This window comes from Planosporangium thailandense, from assembly GCF_011947195.1.
GTDB classification, from domain to species: domain Bacteria; phylum Actinomycetota; class Actinomycetes; order Mycobacteriales; family Micromonosporaceae; genus Planosporangium; species Planosporangium thailandense.
Map to the genome: position 1 here is coordinate 120,250 of NZ_JAATVY010000008.1, position 20,115 is coordinate 140,364.

The 20,115-nt window shown below is 65.6% G+C and carries 10 protein-coding genes; 2 read left to right on the top strand and 8 right to left on the bottom strand.

Annotation, left to right across the window (positions count from 1 at the left end; genetic code table 11):
- Positions 1–19: 19 nt before the first annotated feature.
- Positions 20–1,714, top strand: a complete 1,695-nt coding sequence (locus tag HC031_RS14110; RefSeq protein WP_167925743.1) for a type IV secretory system conjugative DNA transfer family protein — start codon at positions 20–22, stop codon at positions 1,712–1,714.
- Positions 1,711–2,313 (top strand): hypothetical protein, encoded by a 603-nt coding sequence (locus HC031_RS14115; RefSeq protein ID WP_167925744.1) that lies wholly within the window; start codon positions 1,711–1,713, stop codon positions 2,311–2,313. The genes HC031_RS14110 and HC031_RS14115 overlap by 4 nt, the downstream gene beginning before the upstream one ends.
- Here the strand turns inward: HC031_RS14115 and dpdD are convergent.
- The 8 genes from dpdD to dpdE are packed head-to-tail and all read right to left on the bottom strand — an operon-like array spanning position 2,281 to position 19,671.
- Positions 2,281–4,434, bottom strand: a complete 2,154-nt coding sequence (gene dpdD / locus HC031_RS14120; RefSeq protein WP_167925745.1) for a protein DpdD — start codon at positions 4,432–4,434, stop codon at positions 2,281–2,283. The genes HC031_RS14115 and dpdD overlap by 33 nt on opposite strands.
- Entirely contained in the window at positions 4,431–4,961 is a 531-nt protein-coding gene (gene dpdK / locus HC031_RS14125; RefSeq protein WP_167925746.1) for a phospholipase D-like domain-containing protein DpdK, read from the bottom strand. The genes dpdD and dpdK overlap by 4 nt, the downstream gene beginning before the upstream one ends.
- Positions 4,958–9,382: a protein DpdJ gene (dpdJ, locus tag HC031_RS14130; protein WP_167925747.1), complete on the bottom strand. Its 4,425-nt coding sequence runs from the start codon at positions 9,380–9,382 to the stop codon at positions 4,958–4,960. The genes dpdK and dpdJ overlap by 4 nt, the downstream gene beginning before the upstream one ends.
- The gene (locus tag HC031_RS14135) at positions 9,375–10,070 is read right to left on the bottom strand and encodes a hypothetical protein (RefSeq protein ID WP_167925748.1); all 696 of its coding nucleotides are present in this window, start codon (positions 10,068–10,070) and stop codon (positions 9,375–9,377) included. The genes dpdJ and HC031_RS14135 overlap by 8 nt, the downstream gene beginning before the upstream one ends.
- Positions 10,063–13,146 carry a hypothetical protein gene (locus tag HC031_RS14140; protein WP_167925749.1) on the bottom strand — a complete coding sequence of 1,028 codons (3,084 nt, stop codon included), beginning with the start codon at positions 13,144–13,146 and terminating at the stop codon, positions 10,063–10,065. The genes HC031_RS14135 and HC031_RS14140 overlap by 8 nt, the downstream gene beginning before the upstream one ends.
- Complete coding sequence (locus tag HC031_RS14145) at positions 13,143–14,048, bottom strand: hypothetical protein (RefSeq protein WP_167925750.1); 906 nt, start codon at positions 14,046–14,048, stop codon at positions 13,143–13,145. The genes HC031_RS14140 and HC031_RS14145 overlap by 4 nt, the downstream gene beginning before the upstream one ends.
- Positions 14,049–14,050: 2 nt before the next feature.
- Positions 14,051–16,588 carry a protein DpdF gene (gene dpdF, locus HC031_RS14150; protein WP_167925751.1) on the bottom strand — a complete coding sequence of 846 codons (2,538 nt, stop codon included), beginning with the start codon at positions 16,586–16,588 and terminating at the stop codon, positions 14,051–14,053.
- The gene (gene dpdE, locus HC031_RS14155) at positions 16,585–19,671 is read right to left on the bottom strand and encodes a protein DpdE (RefSeq protein ID WP_277349692.1); all 3,087 of its coding nucleotides are present in this window, start codon (positions 19,669–19,671) and stop codon (positions 16,585–16,587) included. Before dpdE ends, dpdF begins: the two co-directional genes overlap by 4 nt.
- Positions 19,672–20,115 lie beyond the last annotated feature (444 nt).

Here is a 20,115-nt window from a genome sequence, read left to right on the forward strand (position 1 = left end):
CACCCCTCGGAGGCAACGCATGTCCAGCACTGACCGCAGGTTCCCGTTCCGGACCGCCGGATGCGGCCTGATTACGACGGCCGTCGGCTGGGCCTGGACCGACCTCGCCGCCGGTACGCCAGCCGAGCACTACGGCCCGGCCCTGCTCGTCGGCGGCGCCGCGATGACCGCCGGGACGATCTACTACCGGTTCCGACCGGCACGCGGCAGTAACGCGTTGATCGGCAAGTGGGACCGGCGTAGCCGCCGCCACGGCGGCACCGCCTCCCGGTGGGACATCCTCGCCACGTCCTCACCGCTGGCCATGCGCCGCAAGGCGGCGGTACTGCGCCCGTCGCTGCGCGGCGCGACGCTGTTGGAGCGCTGGCGGACGCCGGTCATGTCGTACGCGACGCCGCTGTGCACGGTCGGGCGCCTGAAGGTGTGGACCTCGTGCGAGGAGTCCACGCTACGCGTTGGCATTCCGGGTACCGGCAAGTCCGCCGAGATGGCCTGCCGGGTCATCGACGCGCCTGGCGCGGTGGTGGTCACCTCCACCGCGGCGGATCTGGTCGAGCTGACCGAGCCGCTGCGCCGGGCCCGTGGGCCGATCCACCTGTTCAACCCCGGGGGTATCGGTGGCCGGCCGTCGACGCTGCGCTGGTCACCACTGGCCGGCTGCCGCGATCCGCAGACAGCGGCCCGCCGCGCGATCGACCTCATGGGGCCCGTGAAGGCCGGTACCGAGGGCGAGCGCTGGGACATCCAGGGCCGCCGGGTACTCGGGGTACTAATGCACGCCGCGGCGCTCGGCGGGTACCGCATGCGCGACGTCCAGGCGTGGGTCGCCAACCCGGACGCCGGCCGCAACGCCGTCCTCGCCGCGCTCGACCGCTCCCCGCACGCCGTCGCGATGCGCCAGGCAGCCGAACACGCCATCAACACGACGCCGAAGACACGGGACGGCGTCATGCTTGCGATCGCACCGGCCGTGTCATGGGTAACCAACCCCGCCGCTGTCGAGGCCGGCGACGCAGTCGGGGACGGGCTGTTCGACATGGCCGAGTTCCTGGACCGGGCCGGCACGCTCTACCTGCTCGGCGACGATGACGGCACCGTCGGCCCGCTCGTCGCCGCGCTGACGGCTGAAATCGCCTATCAGGCGCGGCAGATCGCCTCCCGCCAGCCCGGCGGGCGGCTGGACCCGGCGCTGACCATGGTGCTCGACGAGATCGCGCTGGTCTGCCCGGTACCGCTGGACCGGTGGATGGCGGAACTCCGCAAGCGCTCGATCACCATCCACGCCGCCTGTCAGGGTCTGGGACAGCTCCGGCAGCGCTGGGGTGATGACGGCGCCTCGATGATCGTGAACTCCGCTGCGGCCGTGCTTGTATTCGGCGGCGCCAAGGACGCGTCCGACCTTGCCATGTTCGGTCAGCTTGCCGGCGAGCGTGACGAGGTGACCGTGGTGCGCGACGCCGACGGCAACGTCACGTCGACGAGCATGCGCCGGGCGCCGGTCATGTCGGCCTCGCACCTCGCGAGCCTCAAGAACCACCATGCGCTACTCATCCGTCGCGGCATGCCGGTCGCGCTGGCCCGTACCCCGATCGCGTGGAAGCGTCGGGACGTGCGGCGCGCTGCAGCCGCCGACCGGAAAGCTACTCGTGCCGCAGAGCGGGTGTCGGTGGCTGAGCCTCGCCCGGCCGAAGCTGACGCGGAGGTGCCGGCATGAACCGGCCAACGCCGGATCCGGCGCTCGTCGCGCTCGCTCGTGACGTCGAGCAGCTGCGCCGCGAAGTTGACCAGCACCGGGCCGACATCGACCGTGCTCGGGAGACCGGAGACACCGCGCACCGGGTCCTCGCCGACCTCGTGGACCGAGTCGCCGCGGTTGCCGACGACCGGCCGGTTGGCGCTGACAACACCGAAGACGGCCAGCACGCCGGCGTGGAGTCCTGGCTGGTCTCGCCTCGGCCCGAGGCCCTGCAGGAACTCGTCGAGTGGATGGACCAGGTGCTCATCCACTACCCCGGCACCGTCGACGCTCTTGGTCAATGCTGGTCCCTGCACGCGTGGATCGTCGAAGAGCTGCTCGCCCTGCGCGCTGCCTGGTCCGAGGCATACCAAGGCGATCGCGCGGGTGGCACCAAGGCCGTCGACTGGCACGAACGCCACCGGCCAGGCGTTATAGCACGGATCACTCAAGGCACGGCTGGCTGTTCAGTCGAAGCTCACCAACCCGGCGGCCGCCTTGACCGGCCAATTCCTCCCGTCTTCAGCACGGAATGCACTGCCACATCAGGACGCAGTCAACGCAAGGAAGTGCTCTAGTGCCTGCAGAAAGGCCGTGACTCCACGGCCCTGCGGCATGATCTGCCCCCTCCTGGGTCGTACAGCGTCAATAGCGGCCGTCGCGGCATGCGCCGCGTGCCAGGTATCGACGATCAGGTAGTCGGCCCGAGTTGCGAGTGATTGCAGCGCCTCCGTGGCAACCGTGTCGGCATTGCCCTCGACTGAGCTAGGGGAGCAAAGCCGCGACAGACGCCTGCCCAGGGAGTCCGCAGCCCTAGGCAGAAGCGTATACACGCCTATCACCGCACCATCGAGCCGGCGCCAAACAGTGTCTTCCTCGTCTGTCGGCTCGGTCAGGCGCTGAACCTGGAGACCAATCTCCTCTGCCAGCGCCTCCCACTCGGACCGCTGACGCAGGCTCAGCCTCCTCTGGAAGTCCCGCGTCTTGCTCAGTATTTCTGCGACCACTGTCATCCGGAAATCCGCGGCGGGGGCTGACGCGTTGAGCAGAATGTCGATGAGCCCAAGACCCCAGTCCACTGCCGTCGGCGCGGCGATCCGTCGCCATAGAAGGGCCGCTTGTTCCACCATTTTCCGGTAGCGCGACTCCGCCGGACCGCTTTCGAGGAGTTGTTCTAGAAGCAGCAGATACGCCTCGCGTACAGGGGCGCTGAGGTTGTGCTGCTCAGCCAGCACCAACAGGACGACCTCGCAGAACTCGGCCGCGTGTGGCACTAAAGCCGTTGCTGCAGCGACTCGACATAGCACGTCCAGTCCAGCGACGACCTGGTCCTGATTGGTGCCCGTCCAGGCGTCGAACACGCCGATCGCGGCCTGCTCCACCATGGCAGGCGGTAGAACGCGTAGGTCTTCCCACTGTGCGTATTGCGTACGGAGGATCTGAGCCGCGTCCGGCCAGCGTTCATCGCGTCCCAGCCGGGTACACCACTGAACCCAACCGGTGCAGGAATTGTCGACGAAACGGGCTAGGTCTTGCAGGTCCCGCAGTAATCGCCGCCCAGGACGCAGTTGTTCCTCCGCGATGAATGTCTGGACCCTGCGTAGCACCGCAGGCGCCGTCGCGCCGTCTTCGGTCTCGAGGATCGCCTGCACGGCGAGGTCGGCCGTGGAAGGGTCCGGCAACTCAAGGAAGGCTTGGATGACCGCACCGTACTGTCCTTCGCCGAAAAGCGTCTGGACGTCGCTTCCGACTGCGGTCTCGCGTGGCCTCGACGGTTGCCCGAGGAGAACCAGCCGTTGCAACCGTTCTCGCTCTACTTCGTCACTTGCCGAGTTCAGCAACCGCTTTAGGCGGTCGCTGTCGTCGAGGGCCAGCGCTGCAACTACTCCGACAGCGCGGCCCGCGCTGCTGCCGGGCACGTCGATAGCGCTAAGAACTGCGCCGAAACGGGCACCTAGGTCAGCGTCCGAGTAAACGTCGCGGGGCGAACGGCCTGTGGCACAGGGTTCAGCGAGTTCCGTCCACCACAGCATCTCCAGGAGGATCTCGTTGACAGCCCGCGGACGGCGTGCCTGCAAGAGTTGCATCAGGTACGGCAGCTCGCGCAGTTCGCGCCAGCGTTCCAGACGACCGAGCATCTCGATAGTCAAAAACCGGAGATTCTCGGCGCTGAGTTGCCCAGTGAGCCGAAGCTCCTCCAGCACTCGGTCGGCTACACGACCGTCGCGCTGCAACAAGGCGAGTCGGAAGTCGCGGAGTAGATCCACATGTGACAGCCGAACGGGACGCGGGCGCGCGTCCTTACCCTTGATCGTCGCAATCGCGTCCTCGACTCGATCGAGCAGATCCGCGGACGTGGCATCAGTTCGCCGCACATACGACAGGTGGACGAGTCCGGCTGCATGGAAGTGCCGGTCAGCGTCCTCGGTTTGGGGCACGAGCGTCACCGACTCAATCGTCGCTGTTGCTGGGCCGAGGAATGCCTGCAATACCTCGCGTCCTCGGCGCTGGCCCTCTCTGTCCTCCGACAGGAGATAGAAACCCGCGGGGTGGCGTTGGATCGGCACGACGATCCAACCACTGGCGCCGCTAGCCCAAGTCCGCGCCTGCTCCTCGATCAGAATCTCCAGCCGGTCGCGGAACGGACCGAACCGACTGGGGTCTCCCACGCCCCACTGCAGAGCTTCCAGGATCGTCACAGCACGCCCCCGTAGCGGTCAAAGGCGTCCATGCGGGCCTGCGCCACAAAGTCCGGTTCAGTTCTCAGTTCCACGTATTCTTCGCGCAGATGAATGCCGTTGTGCGTGATGTTCATGCTGCCAACCAGTGCGTAGTCGTCCCCTGTCAGCGCCTTGGTGTGCAGACTGCGGGTGGTATCGACAACCACGTTGATTTTTTCGCCGACACGAAGGTCGCCAGCGAGCAACGTGAGGCGTCGGCGGAATGTGTCGTTATGACCGTCGGAGGTCGTCGCCACAACGACACGCGTCCCCTCTGCGGCCAGCGTAACGAGGATTTCGGCGAGGCGGATCCGCCTGCGTCCGTGGCGGGTGAGCGCCGGGTATGTGCCAGCACTGTTGTCAATAATGTCGACGTCAGAAATCCACGGTGACACGAGCCACAGGCACCTGCTCGAACTGACCAATTCCGCGGAGAAGAGCGCGCCGAGTAGATCTAGTACCTCCCCGGCACTCTGTGCGGTGGACTTGCGGATGACCCGGTTCACGGCGCCTCCCTCAGGTGTACGCGGGCCTCGACTAAGTGGACCGACTGCCGCATCCCGACGACGACCGGGTGGCACAACAGCGCTCCGACCTCCACCGGCCGGGTTTGCAAGTCCAGGATTGCCGTTCGCAGCATGGCACGATCAGTGTGTCGGGCGCGAAGGATTACCTCGCGCTGCTCGATCAGGGTTTCATGGACGGTGGCGCGGCGATCGTCGTCCCACGGAACCACATCGAGCGCGGTCGGACGTAGGTCCACATGTTCACGCACGGTCGGGATTGACGCCTGGAGATGCGGCGCGTATGGGTTATAAGACAGGGTCGCCTGCGCGGCTTGGCCCCAGGGCCAGAGGACGTTGGCTACGGCCCGGGCACGCCGTTGCGGGGTCGTATCCTCCTCGAGGTGAAGTACCTCGTCAACGCGCTTGTCCTCCGCCAAGAGCGCGCCGAGGGTACGGGCACTCACCTCCACCCGAGCGCGGTCGGCCGCCATATCACGCAGGTCGAGCCACGATGCCACCTCGGCCAGTAGATTGGGGTGAGCGCCGGGCCCCGCGAGGCGGGTGCTCAACGCCGAGCGTGCCGGGCCGCCGAGGGCGAGGTCTTGGGCGCGCACGACGTCATCCAGCCGCGCGATGGCTAGGGAAACGACGGTATGGCCGGCACGCCACGCTGCGCGAAGTTCCTCGATCGCCGAGCGAACATCCCCAGCCTCGGATCGCAACAGCAACGTGAGTTCCTCATCCATGGTCTCTGCTGCGGAGGGGGTCAGGGCGTCGTCTAGGGCACGGGTAAGCGCCTCTGGATCCTGCGCCAGGACGCGGTGGAACGCTTCGATATGTCCGGTTCCCCCAGGGGACGGTTCCGACAACCAAAACACCGTGTCGTCTCCGGGAGAGAGGTCGACCACGAGTTCGTCAACGTCGACCCCCGGGCAGAGCGCCGCGAGCGCTGACAGAGTGAGGTGTGCGACCGAGAGCGTGTATCGGCGTCGCCACCAGGCGGTCCATGCGGGCGACCGTTCCTCACCCGACACTTCCTGTATTGAGTCGCTGACGGCGGAAAGGAGGCGGCCGTCGCTGAGCCAGTGCCTCCAGCGTTCCTCGTCCTCATCGTTATGGTCCGCCTGGTCCTGATCGCCGATCAGGCCGAGCGTCGCAGCGGCACGTAGCAGCGCCGCTGCCAGTTCGCCTTCCTCAAGGAGCTCAACCTCGTCGATATTGGCATCGGCGACTGCCAGGAGAACCACTTCAGCAAGCGATTCTCGATCGAAGATTGACATCGTATCCGGAAGATCAACCTCGGCCTCCAGGCGGTGCCTCAAACGCTGCGTTCGCTCCTGAGGCGAAGGGCTCAACACCCGATTGGGCATCTTGACGATGCCCTCCAGCGCGTCGCAGTGGACGTCTACGCCGAGCGCCGCCGGTGTCCAGCCGTCTGGGCCGTTGACACCGAAGCAAAGGCCGACTGGCGCAGGCCTGGGGTTCCAGACTGTACCGTGGGCCGTCCGGGCGTAGCGCATGGTTCGGACCCCGCCACCCTGGACATGTAGGTGAGCCATCACTGCTTCGAGGAGTCGGTCGGCTCCACCGGCCAGACGGATGGCGGAACCACTGCCCAGGGCTTCCACTTGGAATTCCCAGTCGGGGCGGACCGCGGACGCATCCTTTACTTCGTCCGGTACAGACTGGAGGGTCACCGCAACGGGCGCATAGACAGCCACCCGATCGGGGCCGGCACCGACAACGTCCACGGGCGTAGCCCGATAGATCCGCTCCACGTCAACGCGTACCTCTAGTTCACCTGGAGCGACTTGCGGCAGCGGAAGCCAATGCCGCTTGTTCGTCGCCCATACTCCGAAATGTCGTGTCACGTTTCCTGGGCAGAATTCGCGCACCACTCGCAATGCGGGGAGATGTTCAACTTCGATCTGTCCCTGCAAGCCGGGCACTTTGAGTTCGACGTCAGGGACGAGGAGGTCATCAAAGAGGTTGCCGGGAACGAACTGCCGTAGCGGCGTACGGGTACGCAGCCCGGCGTCGTCTTCGAACGGCTCCTCGCCCCGCCACTGTTCTTCTAGTTGGCGACGCATTGTGGGGACGACCGCCAGCAGCAGCGGCCTGGGGGCCTCCCACAACAGGGTGTCCACTACCGACTCGGCAAGCTCTCCGATGCCAAGGCCAAGCGCGCCGCGCAGGTGCCGGCGGAGGCGTTCTCGTTCCGGCCCGGGCCGTAGCAGCCGACTGAGCAGCGTCGACAGAGCCGCTTGACGAGCGCGTGTTGCAGCCTGCCGCGTCGCATTGCGGGGGTGCAGGGCCGACGCTGGACCTGCGAGATCTTCCCATGCGGAGTCTGTTCCGGAGTAGCGAAGCTCCATGGCAAGCCAGTCGAGAAGTGCATAGACCGCCTGGATCCGCAGTACGTACAGATTCTCGAGAGGGAGATTGCGCGGAGGTAGTTCCGGGTCGAATAGTGCGTCGTAGGCCTCCCATGCCAGTCGGTCCCGGCCCCAGTCGCTAAGGACGACCACTGTCCAGGGCCGCATGTCAGCGGCACGTCCTGCGCGCCCCTTGCGTTGGAGGAACTGCGCAGCATCGTGTGGCGCCTTGTGCTGCAGCACAGCGCCGATCCGGTCGTCGTCAAATCCGACCTCAAGCGTGGCAGTTGCTACGACGACCTGGGCGTCGGCGGCGACGCCTCGGTCCTGGGAACTGGTGCGCCCAAGACGCAATTGCCGGTCAGCCTCAACGCCGTGTCCCAACTGCTCTGGCAGCCACCACCACTGCCCGTCGGGATCGCGGTCGGCTGCTGGTTGACGGCGGCCGGGCGCAAGGCGTTCCTGCCTGTCTGCACGTAGATGTGCGAGAGTTAGCGGCCGACGAGCGTGTGGACGCCCGGGCCACTGCCAGCCCTCGGCATGCAGGAGGTCCCAGTAGAGCCGGTTCGTGCTGTCGAGCTTGTCAGTGAAAGCGAACAGGCGACTGCCGAAGACGCCTCCGGAAGACGGCGGCGGTTCGAATGGATCATCCGCGGTGGAGTCGAGGCAGCGGGCCAACGCCATGCAGGTCTGGATGGTGGTGGACAGCGTGCCTGCCTGCGAGTGCGGGTCGTGGCGCAGTGCCACGAGATACTCGGCCCCCGATTCCTCTAGTTCTTCGAGGTCGGGCTGGACTAGGTTGACGGCTCCAGTCGGCAAACCCACCAGCCGGGCGAAGAAGTCGCCCGCGTTACTCAACGTCGCCGATAGTCCGACCCAGACGGGCGAGCGCCCGAGAGCGTGCCGGAGTCGGCGCAGCAGGATGGCGTTCTGGGCCCCGACAGTGCCCTCGTAGGTGTGGACCTCATCCAGGAGGACGGCGGCGAGGGTCGCCGGGCGGATACCGAACGCGCCGAGGTTGCCCGGCGCGGCGAGTTGGCGGTTGAGCGACTCGGTGGTGCTCAGCATCAACGTAGCGGGCTGTCGCCGGGCGCTTTCCCGGGTCAGTCTCAAGAACCGTCCGTCGACCTCTGCGCCACAGGAGGGCGCGCTGCAGACAAGGCGTTCGCGTTCGCGATCGGGGGTCAGGTCGCTGTTGAGCCATAACAAATCGGCGTCGCAGTCTAGGCACCGCAGGTACGGGCAGATGTAGCCGGTTCCACGCTTCTCCCAGCCCCGGGCCCAGCCCTCGCGCACGGCGCGGGCGGAGGAGGGTGTGAGGCCGAACCACGTGGCCAGACTGAGGGTGGTCGCGGACGTCCCTGCGCCTACTCCAAGGCGCGTCACATAGCCGAGGATCGTCCGCAACTGGTCTTTGAGGAGTTCGTTACGCGGGTAGAGGGCCAAGCCGAGCGTTTCTTGCTGCCGCTCGCGCGCTACCCGGTCTGCCAACCATGAAAGTAGCGGGAGATAGAAGGCCAACGTCTTGCCCTGGCCCGTGCCCGCGGTGACCATGACGCCCGCGGACTGTCCGCCCCTTAACGCCTGCAGTACCGCGCGCGCACTGCGGCGCTGAAAGCCGGACAGATCCTTGGGGAGAAGCCGTTGGGCCGCGGTGGTGCCGGCCGGCCCAAGGTAGTCACCCAACTCCGCCAACACATGTTGCGCGGGGACATCTCGTTTGGGACTGCGTCGAGGCCGGTGTAGAAACCTGTGATCCAATACCAACGCGCGCCCATCAGTTACCCGAGTTCCGGGAAAGGCCTGCCGAAGCGTGGCGAGCAGTCGCATTGTCTCGGCGCTTCGTGACCGGTAGCCGCCTGTGGGGGTACGGACGACGAGCGCGGCGTCGAGAAAATTCTCCAGGGTTTCCCGGGCATTGCCGTGATCCGCCAGCACCGCCAGGAGCTCGTCCTCGGCCCACGCCGCGCCGACGGCGCCCCACGAGAGCAGCTCAGCCTCTCGAAGTTCAACCGCGGTCAGCGCGTCGCGAAGCGACTCATCCACCCGAAACCTCCTGCGGCCGACCGGGAACTATCCGAAAATTGTTGAGAGCCCCGTTGTCTACCAGCCACCCACGCACGTCGGCGCCGAGCAGGTCGATGGAAGCACCGCCACGTGCGGCTGTGGAGACAAATACCTTCACCGCGGCCGGCAATCGCCGTTCCAAGGCGTCAAGGAGGTCGACGGCCTCATCCAGTGTCTGGACCGCTTGAGAATCCGGCAGCTTCGTCTGGAGCCGGGCCAACCTGCCCAACGCTTGGTCCAGGCTGCGGGCGATTTCGGCAAGTCCTTCGACTCCCGACAGCACCTGGATCAGGTCCCGCAGGTCACCTGCATCGCCCGCCCGGGAAGCTACATGAGTGGCCCATCCGGTCTGGACCGCATCGCGGACCCGACGCCGGAACTCGGCGAGCTTGCGCATGACGAACGCTAACTGACGTTGCCCAAGGTCCTTATGAGCCGAGCGCAATTCGGTCCAAAGTTCGGCTGGGGCGTCGGAACCGGTCCACCAGATTCCTTGTCCCACAACGGCTGCCGTCTGCACATCCGACAGGTCTCGAATAGCGTTATCGAGGTCTTCTTCCGCGGTGGCCAGGACCTCCAATTCTGACTGTGCCTGCACCACGTTGCTAGCCCGGTCGACAGCCTCGCGCGTCTCATCAATCCAACTGATGCTGTCGCTGTTAGCCATGTCGGACCTCCGAGGTACCCAGCGCTTGGAGATGCTCCTCAACCTGTTTCAGCTTCTTTCGGACCTCTCGTCTGCGCTGATCCACATCGCCGGCGACGCTATTGCTCCGTACACACTCCTGACGTGTCGCGGCCATACTGTTCCGGACCACCTGCAGTGCTAGGGCACCGGCAATCGCCGACCCCGCCCAGTGCTCCACAGCAAGCGCCTCTGCCGCTTCCGACTCTTGTTCGTTCCTGCGCCAATCAAGCGGAAGTCCTGCCGGTAGCGCCTCGAGAGTGTCCAAAGCCTCGGCGAAGTCGTTCCAACCGTCGGCGGGTCGGAACAGCCCACTGTCGCGCGCGCGCCTTCCGACCTCCCGCGCGGCCTTGGCCACCGCACGCGGTTCCGCGTGCTCTAAGCCCTCAGCGAGTGTCTCGACCGCACTCGTCACGTCCCGCAGAAGACTCGGAGCGTCCTGCTCAACGGCGGACAGCAAGTCCCGAGCTGCGCTAGCTACAACCGGGGCCGAATCATTGAACTCCTCGACCACGCGTCGAAGATGCGCAACTGGCGACCGAAGAACCGTCTGAAGGCCCGCAGTGAGTTCGGCCGCATCAATAAGTTGCGGGCCGCCCCTATCCCCCTGCCTGACCGCGGCGAACTGCCCAACCCAGCCGACGGCGGACACTTTACGCAACGCCTCGGCCGCCGCCCGCCAGGCCGAGGCCCACGCTGGGGTTGCGGAGCTCGTTGACGTCGGACTAGATAGCACCCTGTCGAGATCCGATACATCGTGGGGTGGCATTCCGCTCGCGATCAGTGCGACGGCCCGCGTGCCGACAACGGTCCGGGCCAGGTCACGACCTGCGACCTTGCTCAAAAAGGCCACACGTACCTCGTTTGCCCACTGCTCCAGGCGGCATTCGAGAGCCAGCATTAGGTCGACCGGATCGTGACCGTCGGGCCAAGGCCACGTGCCACGCTCCGGGTCCCAATGTCCATGCTCGTCGAACCACCGCGCAGCTACCAGCACCCGCACATCGTCGTCGTTGCGCTGAATCGGGAAGGTAACGGTTCCGGCACCGGGCCGGCGACCCCGAGCATCCGTTGGGAAGTCGAACGACATCCGATTGAAAAGCCGGGTCAGAATTTCAGCGCCCTCACCGTTCGCGGTGTGGAACAGGTCCTGGTCAAGATCGAGCCGGGAGTTGACGAGCCGGAGGAGACAAGCTCGATAGAAGTCGACCTGGTCGTCTGCCAGGTGGTCGTCATTTCGCCACTGGAACAGCGGCGGTAGCGGACTTGGCGAGCTGGTCTTGGTCGCAGCCCTCGGCTCGGTCTGCGGGCCCGACTTGCTGAGCGCCGGCGTCCCCTGGCTCCGTGAAACTCCTACCTCGAGGGAGAACGCTTCTGCGATGACCGGTGCGAGCTCGGTCTCGTCGCCCCATACCACCAATGCCCGGTATAGGCGTTCTGCCTGCTCACCCGTCCGTCCTCCGAGCACGACGTCCTTTGCGCGCTGGACTTTGAAGTCAAAGCGTTCACGTACGCGCTCGTGCGGGTAGGTGCCTCGTCCGATGTGCGCGTCCGCCTCGATGAGCACCTCCGAGACGCAGACGTCCAGAGCGTCCCGGGGCGTGACGCTCGGTCCTCGGGCGTCCAGGGCACGACGCAACGCCAACCCGTTGTAGGGATAAAGACCGACTCGTCCAAGGCCGGCCACCTCGACGGCTCCGAAATACTTATGGCATTCGTCCCGGAACTGACAGGGCAACCCATCCTCACGTGTGTCACACGCGTTTCTGACCCAGTCGCCGGTATCGCTATCCTGAGCTTGCGACCACCTGGTCTCCACCTCGGCACGGCCGACACGGACAAGGTTCAGGTACCGGGCCACGAAGGCCTCGCGATCCTGCAGCGCCGAGGAATTGACGATGAACCTATGCGAAATACGCGTCTGCACGGTGAGCGGGAGCTTGTCGTACGGTCCATCCGTCACGGCGAACAGCACCCGCAGCGGCGCCAGATCCGAGCCAGGCTGAATGGTGAACTGGTCGTACAGCTCACCGTCGATAAGGCCGAACTGGGCCAAGTCCTCGAAGAGTAGGACTAGTTCCTTTCCTTGGTCTCGCAGCGTTTGGCGGGACCGCCGGAACAACAGGTCCAAGGTCTCCCCGTTGTGCGCCCTCAAGCCCAACGTCCTGGGCAGCGCCGAACGCAAAGCCTCGTCGAGCAAGTCGAGGGCCGGCCTGGGATCATGGCAGATGATGTCCCAGAGTTCGATTAAGCCACTCTTGCCAGCCAACGCCCGACGCAGACCGGGTTGGCGCAGCGGCAGGTCGGCGGGAGTGAATGCCTCCTGTTGCTCGTCCCTGCGCGACGTCTCCGAATACAGGGACTGCACCAGCCGATAGAGCCGGCCCTCTGGGCGAAGGAGGGCACGGTTGACTTCGGGAAGAGCAAGCAGGTCAGCGAGTCCGTCGCGCCGCTTACCCTGCTCATCGGGTTCACCCAGTAGGCTGTTTCGCTCCTCGCGGACAGCGCGTTCGGCCGCGGACTCGTCGTCGGTCGCCATCTGAGGCTCGAGCGTCCAGGTTAGTGCTAGGCGCATCTCCTCAAGCAGGCGATCCTGCAGTTCTGCCGGATTGGTGTTACCAATCGCCGCGTCGATGCGGGTCAGGAGTTCCTTCCCGCCGCCGTCGGGGAGCCCGACCACCAGTCGTCTCAGCAGTTCCCGGATACTTTGCACCGCGCGCGGCACGTAGAGGACATGGAACCGGGCATCGGACGCGTCGAGGTGGGCGTTCACCCAGCGGACGATATGGCTCTTGCCCGTACCCGACCCGCCGGTCACGGCGACGATGGTGTTCCTGTCAACATCACCAACGCTGGCCAGAAGCGCGTCGAGTACCTGGCGTTCACCCGAAGTCGCGCCCGGAAGTTCCTCGCCTCTTGGATGGGCGAGCGTCACCGGCGTGTGTGCGGCGAGGAAGACCGCGTCGGCATCGCTGGGCAGAGCACCAATGTCCGAATAGACCGTCTGACGTACTGACCCCGCGTTCCAGCAACGGAAGCCCTTCATCGTGCTGGTCATGCGACCGCCTCCACAACGTGTACCTCGCCGACTTGGCGGACTTGATGACCAAGTCGCAGGACGACCGTGCTGCTCGCGTCGTCGGACTGCAGGAGTCGTAGCCGACCGGCTCGCTCCAGTTTGCACACGGCGAGCGCAGTCGCCGCCGGTATCTCGGTGGCGGAACCGCGTGGCCCCGGCAGCGCCGATATCAAGGCGCGGTGGCCGAGGACAGGCAGAAGCGAGTGCAGTTGCCGGAACCACGTTTCCGCCGGCCCCTGGCGGGGCAGTCGGCCGAGAGTGTCGTCCACCGCTTTGGTGGGGTCAACGACCAAGTAGGACTTCTGCCGGGCCGCTGTGGCGGTCGCCAGTCCTAGCGAGCGGGCCCACCGCACGAGCGCACGCCATTGCTCGGGGCTACTGACGGCAAGGTCGAGCCCGGATCGCCGGACCGCCATCTCCGGTCCATCGCTCCACGATGTTGACAAGGGGCTGAGCGGGTCCCCTTGGAGAAGCCAGGTGAGCGCCAGTGCGACATCCGCCGGACGCTCGCCGGACTCGATGACTTGCATCGCCCGTGCGCCCAGAGACCGCAGGACAAGATTGCGGAATGGGCGGGAATCCGCAGCAGGGACCGCCGCGACCTCGGCTCGCACGCTCTCGCGTAGCGACCAGACGCGTTCACGTCTGCTCCCCTGCGCGTCGAGTAGTTCGATATCCCTGCCGACCTCCAGCGAGGCCGGCAGCACATCTCGTCGTTCATCATCTCGCGGTGCTGGACCCTGGTTGGCAATCATGGCGCGCGGTTGCAGAACGCGCCGCAAGGCGGCTTCGTCCTCACCGTCCGGCCGGGTAGCTAGGTATCGACAAATCACGAACAGCGCCGGCACGCTGGCGAGATTCTGCTGCTTCAGGTAGTCCACGGTCAGGCTCCTAAGACGTGCAGAGCAGTGAGTGCGTCGAGCGCCGGAAGATCGCGGCCCGGGTGGCGGTTTCCCACGGTCGCGCCTCGAGCAAGGAGTAGCACGTCGAACGCAGGTGGCGCGTGCTCGCGGAGGGCCAGTCGAGCCCGAGGGCTCAACCACAGGCTAGAGACTCGGCTTGTCGGGGGGTATACGACGAAAGACGAGCAGGGCGTCAAGTCGGAAGGCCCGATGGGGAGGGGATCGATGAAGAGCCAGTCTTGATGCTGGACAGGGTCTCCGATCGGTCCGGCTAGGTGACGCACGCCCCGACGGATCAACGCTTGTGCGAGACGGTGGGCGACCTGGCTGTGGTCGTCAGTCACCAACAGCACCAGCCCATCCTGGGCGCCGGCGGCTTCCGCAAGGTCGTCTAGCCGAGGGGTGGCATCATCCGGAAGCGGCCAAACCTGCGCTGGTCGCGGCGGCGGATCTTCTGGCGGTACGATGCCGGCCTGTCGGCACCCGGGGCACCTGCCGCACGGGGCCAGCGGCTCAACGCCCTCCGCTGCCCGGCCGAAACGTCGGTACGTTTCCGCGTCCGGACGGTAGGACTGTGCGATCGCCTCGCACGCCGGCACCGACCCGCTGACCAACGAGACGACCATTTTCAGCGCTTGCTTCGACCTCTCCGACTCCGCCTGCTGCCATGGCGTCCAACGCTCGGACCAAAAGGTCATACTGCGTAGATCAGCCCGGCGTAACTCGATGGACATCCAGTCGCGGTGTTGCCCGCTCTCGTCTGTCAACTCCTGTCGATCTTCGACATCCGTCGGCTGCCGGCTGAGCGCCTCCAACTCGACCAACCCCTGTACGAGCTGGGCGTTCCAGCGGTGGTTGTACGAACCTCGGGTAACGGAGCCTCGGCTTCCCTCGAGGTCCACGAAAGCCCTGTCCCCCAGCATCTGACGGTGGTCCCACAGGTCCGACCAACGTTTCAACGCAGTTTTGTCGGTAAGCACCTTCGTTACGAGCGTTGTCGCTTCTCCGCGGTCTCCGGGTGCCGTCAGCAGGAGCGCGGTCGAGGCATGCCCGTCGCGGCCGCCTCGCCCCAACTCCTGGTACCAGCGATCCACGGTTTCTGGCAGGCAGGCGTGCACCACGCTGCGTACGTGCGGGTAGTCGATACCCAGGCCGAATGCAGACGTTGCAACGACCAGGTCGACGGAGCTCGCGTTGCTGTCTATCGCGCGTAGCCCGGCCAGAGTGCGCGAACGGTCCTCGTGACTGGTTCGGCTCGTCACCACTGCGAGCCGTCGATAACCAGCACGTTGCAACCGCGCGAACCACTCTTCAGCCCTATCCGGCGACGTGACATACAAAACAGCCGGCCGTGGAAGATGGGCGAGCGCCTCCAGCACCCACTCCTCGCGCTGCTGTCCGGTGTTCGCTTCTGCCACCCACAGGTCGGGCTCGGCCCGCAGCGCGTTGGCCGCCACCAGCGTGCACGGTCCGGGCTCGCCGAACAGAGCGTGCAGGTCCCGCAGTTCGTACGGGCCCAGCGTGGCACTAAGTAGCAGCGTCGTCGGTCTGGGGTGCCCAGCGTCGATGGCTTGTTGGAGTAGCTCGTCACGGAGGTGAGCGAGCGTGCGGAACTCGGGGCGAAAGTCGCGCCCCCATTGGGTGACGAGGTGTGCTTCGTCAATTACCAGGCCGCCAAGACGTCCCGTCGCGGCGGCGTCCATCAACAACGAACGAAGCGCGCGGCTAACCGACTCTGGCGACGTAATGAGGATGGGCTGCCTGCCATCACGGATCCGGGACCGCAACCGGTCCCGCAACTCCTCGCCGGTGCTGGCCGTCCAGGCGAAGTGCAAAGATGCCTTGTCCGCCCGAGGATAACGACGCGCGTAGTGATCCCTAAATCGCCGCTCGAAATCATAGGCCAAGGCGACAGTCGGGACGACTATGAGGGTCACTGCGAACCGGTGCTGATCCGCCAAGCACAGCGCGACCTCTGTCTTACCGGAACCGGTAGGCAGCATCGCGACGACCGTGCTGCCGCGCGGGGCGGAAACCACCGCTCGGCAGGCCGCCCGCTGCCCCGGCGTACGGTAACTGGCGTACCCTGTGCTCTGTTCGAAGAACGGATCAGCAGCCAGTTCGCCCCCATGAAACCGTCGGCCCGAGTTGGTGCCCGCCGCCGCCGCGGCGTCTGGCACTCCCAACGCATCGAGCCATTCGGGCTGCCAGTCAGTTGCGGACCAGGTATTCGAGGGATACTCACGAAGGTCGACCGTTGCGGCGAATCGGCGCAGCCGGATGGAAACGGAGGCCGCCGTGACGACCCGGACGCTTCGGCCATCACGCAGTGACCACCTCCGCAGTAGGTGACGGACGAGCACAGCAAGGTCGATATCACTGCTCTCCGCTTCCCGGCAAACCTGCGCCAGTCGCGCATACAGGTCGTCCTGGAACGGCGGCGCATCAACCTCGGCCGAGCCGCCAAGGATGCCAAGCAAAATTTCATCGTGGTCGATCGAGGCCCGTTCCGATGTCATGAGGCGGGCCAAAGAACGACGGCGCCACAAGCGATGATCGAAACGGCTGGGCGCAGGGTTCCCTGCACCAGAGCCTGCCCGAGCAACTCCTCGCGCTTGAGCTCGCGTTCTGCGCTTGCTCGCTCCGATGCAGAGCGTAGCCACTGAGACCTGGCGTGCAGGACGGCAAGGCGCGCTGCAGCCTCCTGGGACGCACGTTCGGCCGCCACCATCGGCACGCTGGTGAGGATCGGCATTGCCTGCACCTGATCGAAAGCGGCCTCGCCGCTTGCCCGGCATAGTTGTCGCCAGTCAGGCAGCGCCGACAACACGTCGTTCCACACCTGTCCCCGTATGACAAGGTCGGAACCTTGATCGAACGGTAACGCCAACACTTCCCGTTCCAGGATGATCGGCGCTGCGCCAACTGAATCGGTCCAGGTACGAACGATGGTCGGCGGGAGGAGTGCGTCACCGCGACGGCGGAGACGTCGACGGGCGGCCTTGTCCGCCGCGCCAAGGTAGGCCGGATCGAACTCGATGAGAAAGTCGCACGCCAACCACAATGCTGCTTCGCGCACTCCTGCGTAACGCCTGAGAACCGCGCGTGCACGGCCTCGTTCATCCGCGTGTAGGTAGTCTGCGAGCCAGTCGACGAGCGGGTCCCCGATCCGAAGGGGCGCCGCGCCCCCACGGCTTATCGCCACGTCGCGGGCATAGGTGCGCGGGCGCGCAAGCAGCGGCAGCAGTTCCTCTGCGCGATCGTCCGGTACGCCGGAGATTACGTCGCCGTGTTCGACACCGAAACGAACGAGGCCTGTGCGCGGGTCCTCCTGCGGGCGCAGACCGATTCCGCCGCGCGCTGAGGTAAGGCGAGCGAAAGACGCTCGCAGCCCGGCGACATCTCTCTCAGCGTCGCGAAGTTCCGCAAGACCAGCCTCGTCGAAGTCGGACGCGGCCGTTACAGACTCAAGTTCTTCGAGGAGGTCGATCTCCACGCGTTCATCCTCGAGGCTGGCTCGAAGGGCCGGCAGATCCACGTCGAACGCACGGCTACCTTCGCACGGCAGTCGGCCGAGCACATCTTCAAACAGCTCACCCAGCTTGCGCTGCAGCGTTGCAACCGATTGATCGAACACTCCGATGCCTTCGTCGAGCAACCGCAGGTGCGCGGTAACCCAGTCGCTGTCGGGCTCGGTGAAGGCGACGATCTCCGCGGGTTGGGTCCGCCGGGCGAACCGGTCCAGGCGTCCGATTCGCTGCTCCAAGCGATTCGGGTCAAGCGGCAGGTCCAGGTTCACCAGCACCTGCGCATCCTGCAGATTGCGCCCCTCCTCGAGAGTGTGGTCCCCGACCAGCACTCGACCGCCGGGTCCGGTAAGGAATGACCAGACGTTTCTCTCCCCCATGTCCCGCTCAACGCCGCTTAGGTGTTCCACGACGAGGCCGTCCCATTGGGTTTTGGCGAATTCTAAAAACTCTCGGGCAATATCCGACGATGTACCGATGACAACGACTTTGAGGTTGCGGTCCAAACGCTCCTGGACGACCTCGATGGCCAACCGCAGGCGGGTACTGGTATCGGTCAACTGGAGGCGCGCGACGGTGGCCTCGAGAAGTGCTCGGTCCAGCAAAGGCACTGCCTCCGGACTGTCCGGTTCGGCCGCCAGGCGTCGCTCGAGGTGATGCATCAACGCGCGCGGGCCACCGAGCCCGTATAGGACCGCCTGGGCAAAGGGCAGGCAGGCGGACCGCCCGACGAGATGATCGCGGTACTGCTCAAGAAACTCGTCAACAACGGCTCGCGCCGGGTCGGCAATGGCCACCACAGTGGCCTGTCGGCCGGCCACGGGGTACTCCTCCGTGGTAGCGCTGTTCCTCCGGTGCCGGATCATGCGTCGACTAATGCGATAGGTCTCCCGCACATAATTGATCAGATCCGACCAAGCCGGCGCAGTCAGGTCATCCGTTGATCGGCATTCTTGTACGAGTGCTGCGACAACGGGGTCGACGCCGTGGCGCACCAACAAACCGTCGAGCACGGCGCCGCGCTGCCGGAGGTTCGCTCGCCGCGAGGCGAGGACTTGCAGACTAGTGGCTTCTCTCTCCCGCTGTTCTACCCGCTCACGGAAACCATCGAGGTCGTCGCGCGGGAAGGCAGCGGGATCGACCAGGTTAAGCAAGTCGAGGAAAGCGGAGATGTGCCCGTGCAACGGGGTCGCCGACAGTAGCAACAGGCCCTTCGTGTGTAACAGGTCCTCCCGGAGCTCTGGTCTGCGCGAGAAATGAGGAATTAGGCGGTGTGCCTCATCCACGACGACGAGCGAATGCTGGCGTATCCCACTCTCGTCGGCCGTCTCATCATGGGGGACCAACCGTAACCGGCGTTCCATGGTGGCGTCGTCGAGGAGGAGCCGGTTCCGAAGTTCGCCTTCCCATTGATGGACCAGTTCGACCGGGACGGACACAAGGACGGTCGCTTGGCTGTCGTCGAGGAGCAACTGGCGCAGGATTAAACCGGCCTCGATAGTCTTACCCAATCCCACCTCGTCGGCCAGCAGGTATCGGAGTACCGGGTCCGACAGCACCCGAGAGACGGTGTCGAGTTGGTGCTGGTACAACTCGATCGGCGCCGAGAGCACGGCCGAATATCCGCGGGACGCGCTCCGTTGACGCACCAACTGGTCGACGAAGGGCCGGCGCGCCTCGTAATACTCCGGAGAGTCGCAGAGCCCTTTGGCCACTGCGCTGATCGGATCGGTCAACGGCCGGTCCCAGCGAACCCGTAGTTGGTCCTCGAGTAACGGCACCTCACGGGACAGACCAGCAACCCGCACTAGGTATCGGCCGCGGCTGAGATGCCCTGCCACCTCACCTGCGAGCCACCCAAATATGTTGCTGGGTACCCAAACCCGAGCACCGCGGCGCAGCGTCGCCACACGGACCCGGTCGCTGGGGACGACACGAACCTCCTCAGCGACGCCTGGTATGTCGATGTAGAGCAGGTGCGCCTCGCCTCCTTCAACACGCTGGCACCAGGCCAAGCCGTCGTCGGTCCCGAGTTCGCGCACGAATCGTCCCGCCAGGTGCCCCCGCTCCCGCATGGAAAAGAGCGCAAACTGCCCTGCCGACCGAGCCTTCACCCCGACATCCAATCCGATGCGACACCACCATGCGGAGAGAAGACGATGCTCGGAATACCCTCGTGAGCAGGGAAGACGAAGAGGCGGGCTGGCTGCGTTGGGGTCGACCTTAGAAAGCCGGCGTCAACCTGGCCCACCTACTCCTCCGACTTCGCAACTTCGCCACGCCGATCGACCTGCATCGTGCTCCCGAACCCTGACAGCGTCCGACCCCGAGGGCAGCCGGTGACAGATGAGGCGATCCCGCCTGGCCGGAGCCCGCCCGCCGCGACCATTCGGCCGAGGACGACGGATTCTGAGCAAACCCGAGGGGGGCCTCCTCGGATCGCGCCATCGGCGACTGCCACGAGCGGGCCAGCACCGCGCGCCGAGGTGCCCTTCGCGAACTTGCCGACGGCCGGAATA

Bases quoted from the DNA above. Each gene is read 5' to 3' on its own strand.
- HC031_RS14140 (WP_167925749.1), bottom strand. From the start codon at position 13,146: ATGACCAGCACGATGAAGGGCTTCCGTTGCTGGAACGCGGGGTCAGTA.
- HC031_RS14110 (WP_167925743.1), top strand. From the start codon at position 20: ATGTCCAGCACTGACCGCAGGTTCCCGTTCCGGACCGCCGGATGCGGC.
- dpdF (WP_167925751.1), bottom strand. From the start codon at position 16,588: ATGACATCGGAACGGGCCTCGATCGACCACGATGAAATTTTGCTTGGC.
- dpdE (WP_277349692.1), bottom strand. From the start codon at position 19,671: ATGCGGGAGCGGGGGCACCTGGCGGGACGATTCGTGCGCGAACTCGGG.
- HC031_RS14135 (WP_167925748.1), bottom strand. From the start codon at position 10,070: ATGGCTAACAGCGACAGCATCAGTTGGATTGATGAGACGCGCGAGGCT.
- HC031_RS14115 (WP_167925744.1), top strand. From the start codon at position 1,711: ATGAACCGGCCAACGCCGGATCCGGCGCTCGTCGCGCTCGCTCGTGAC.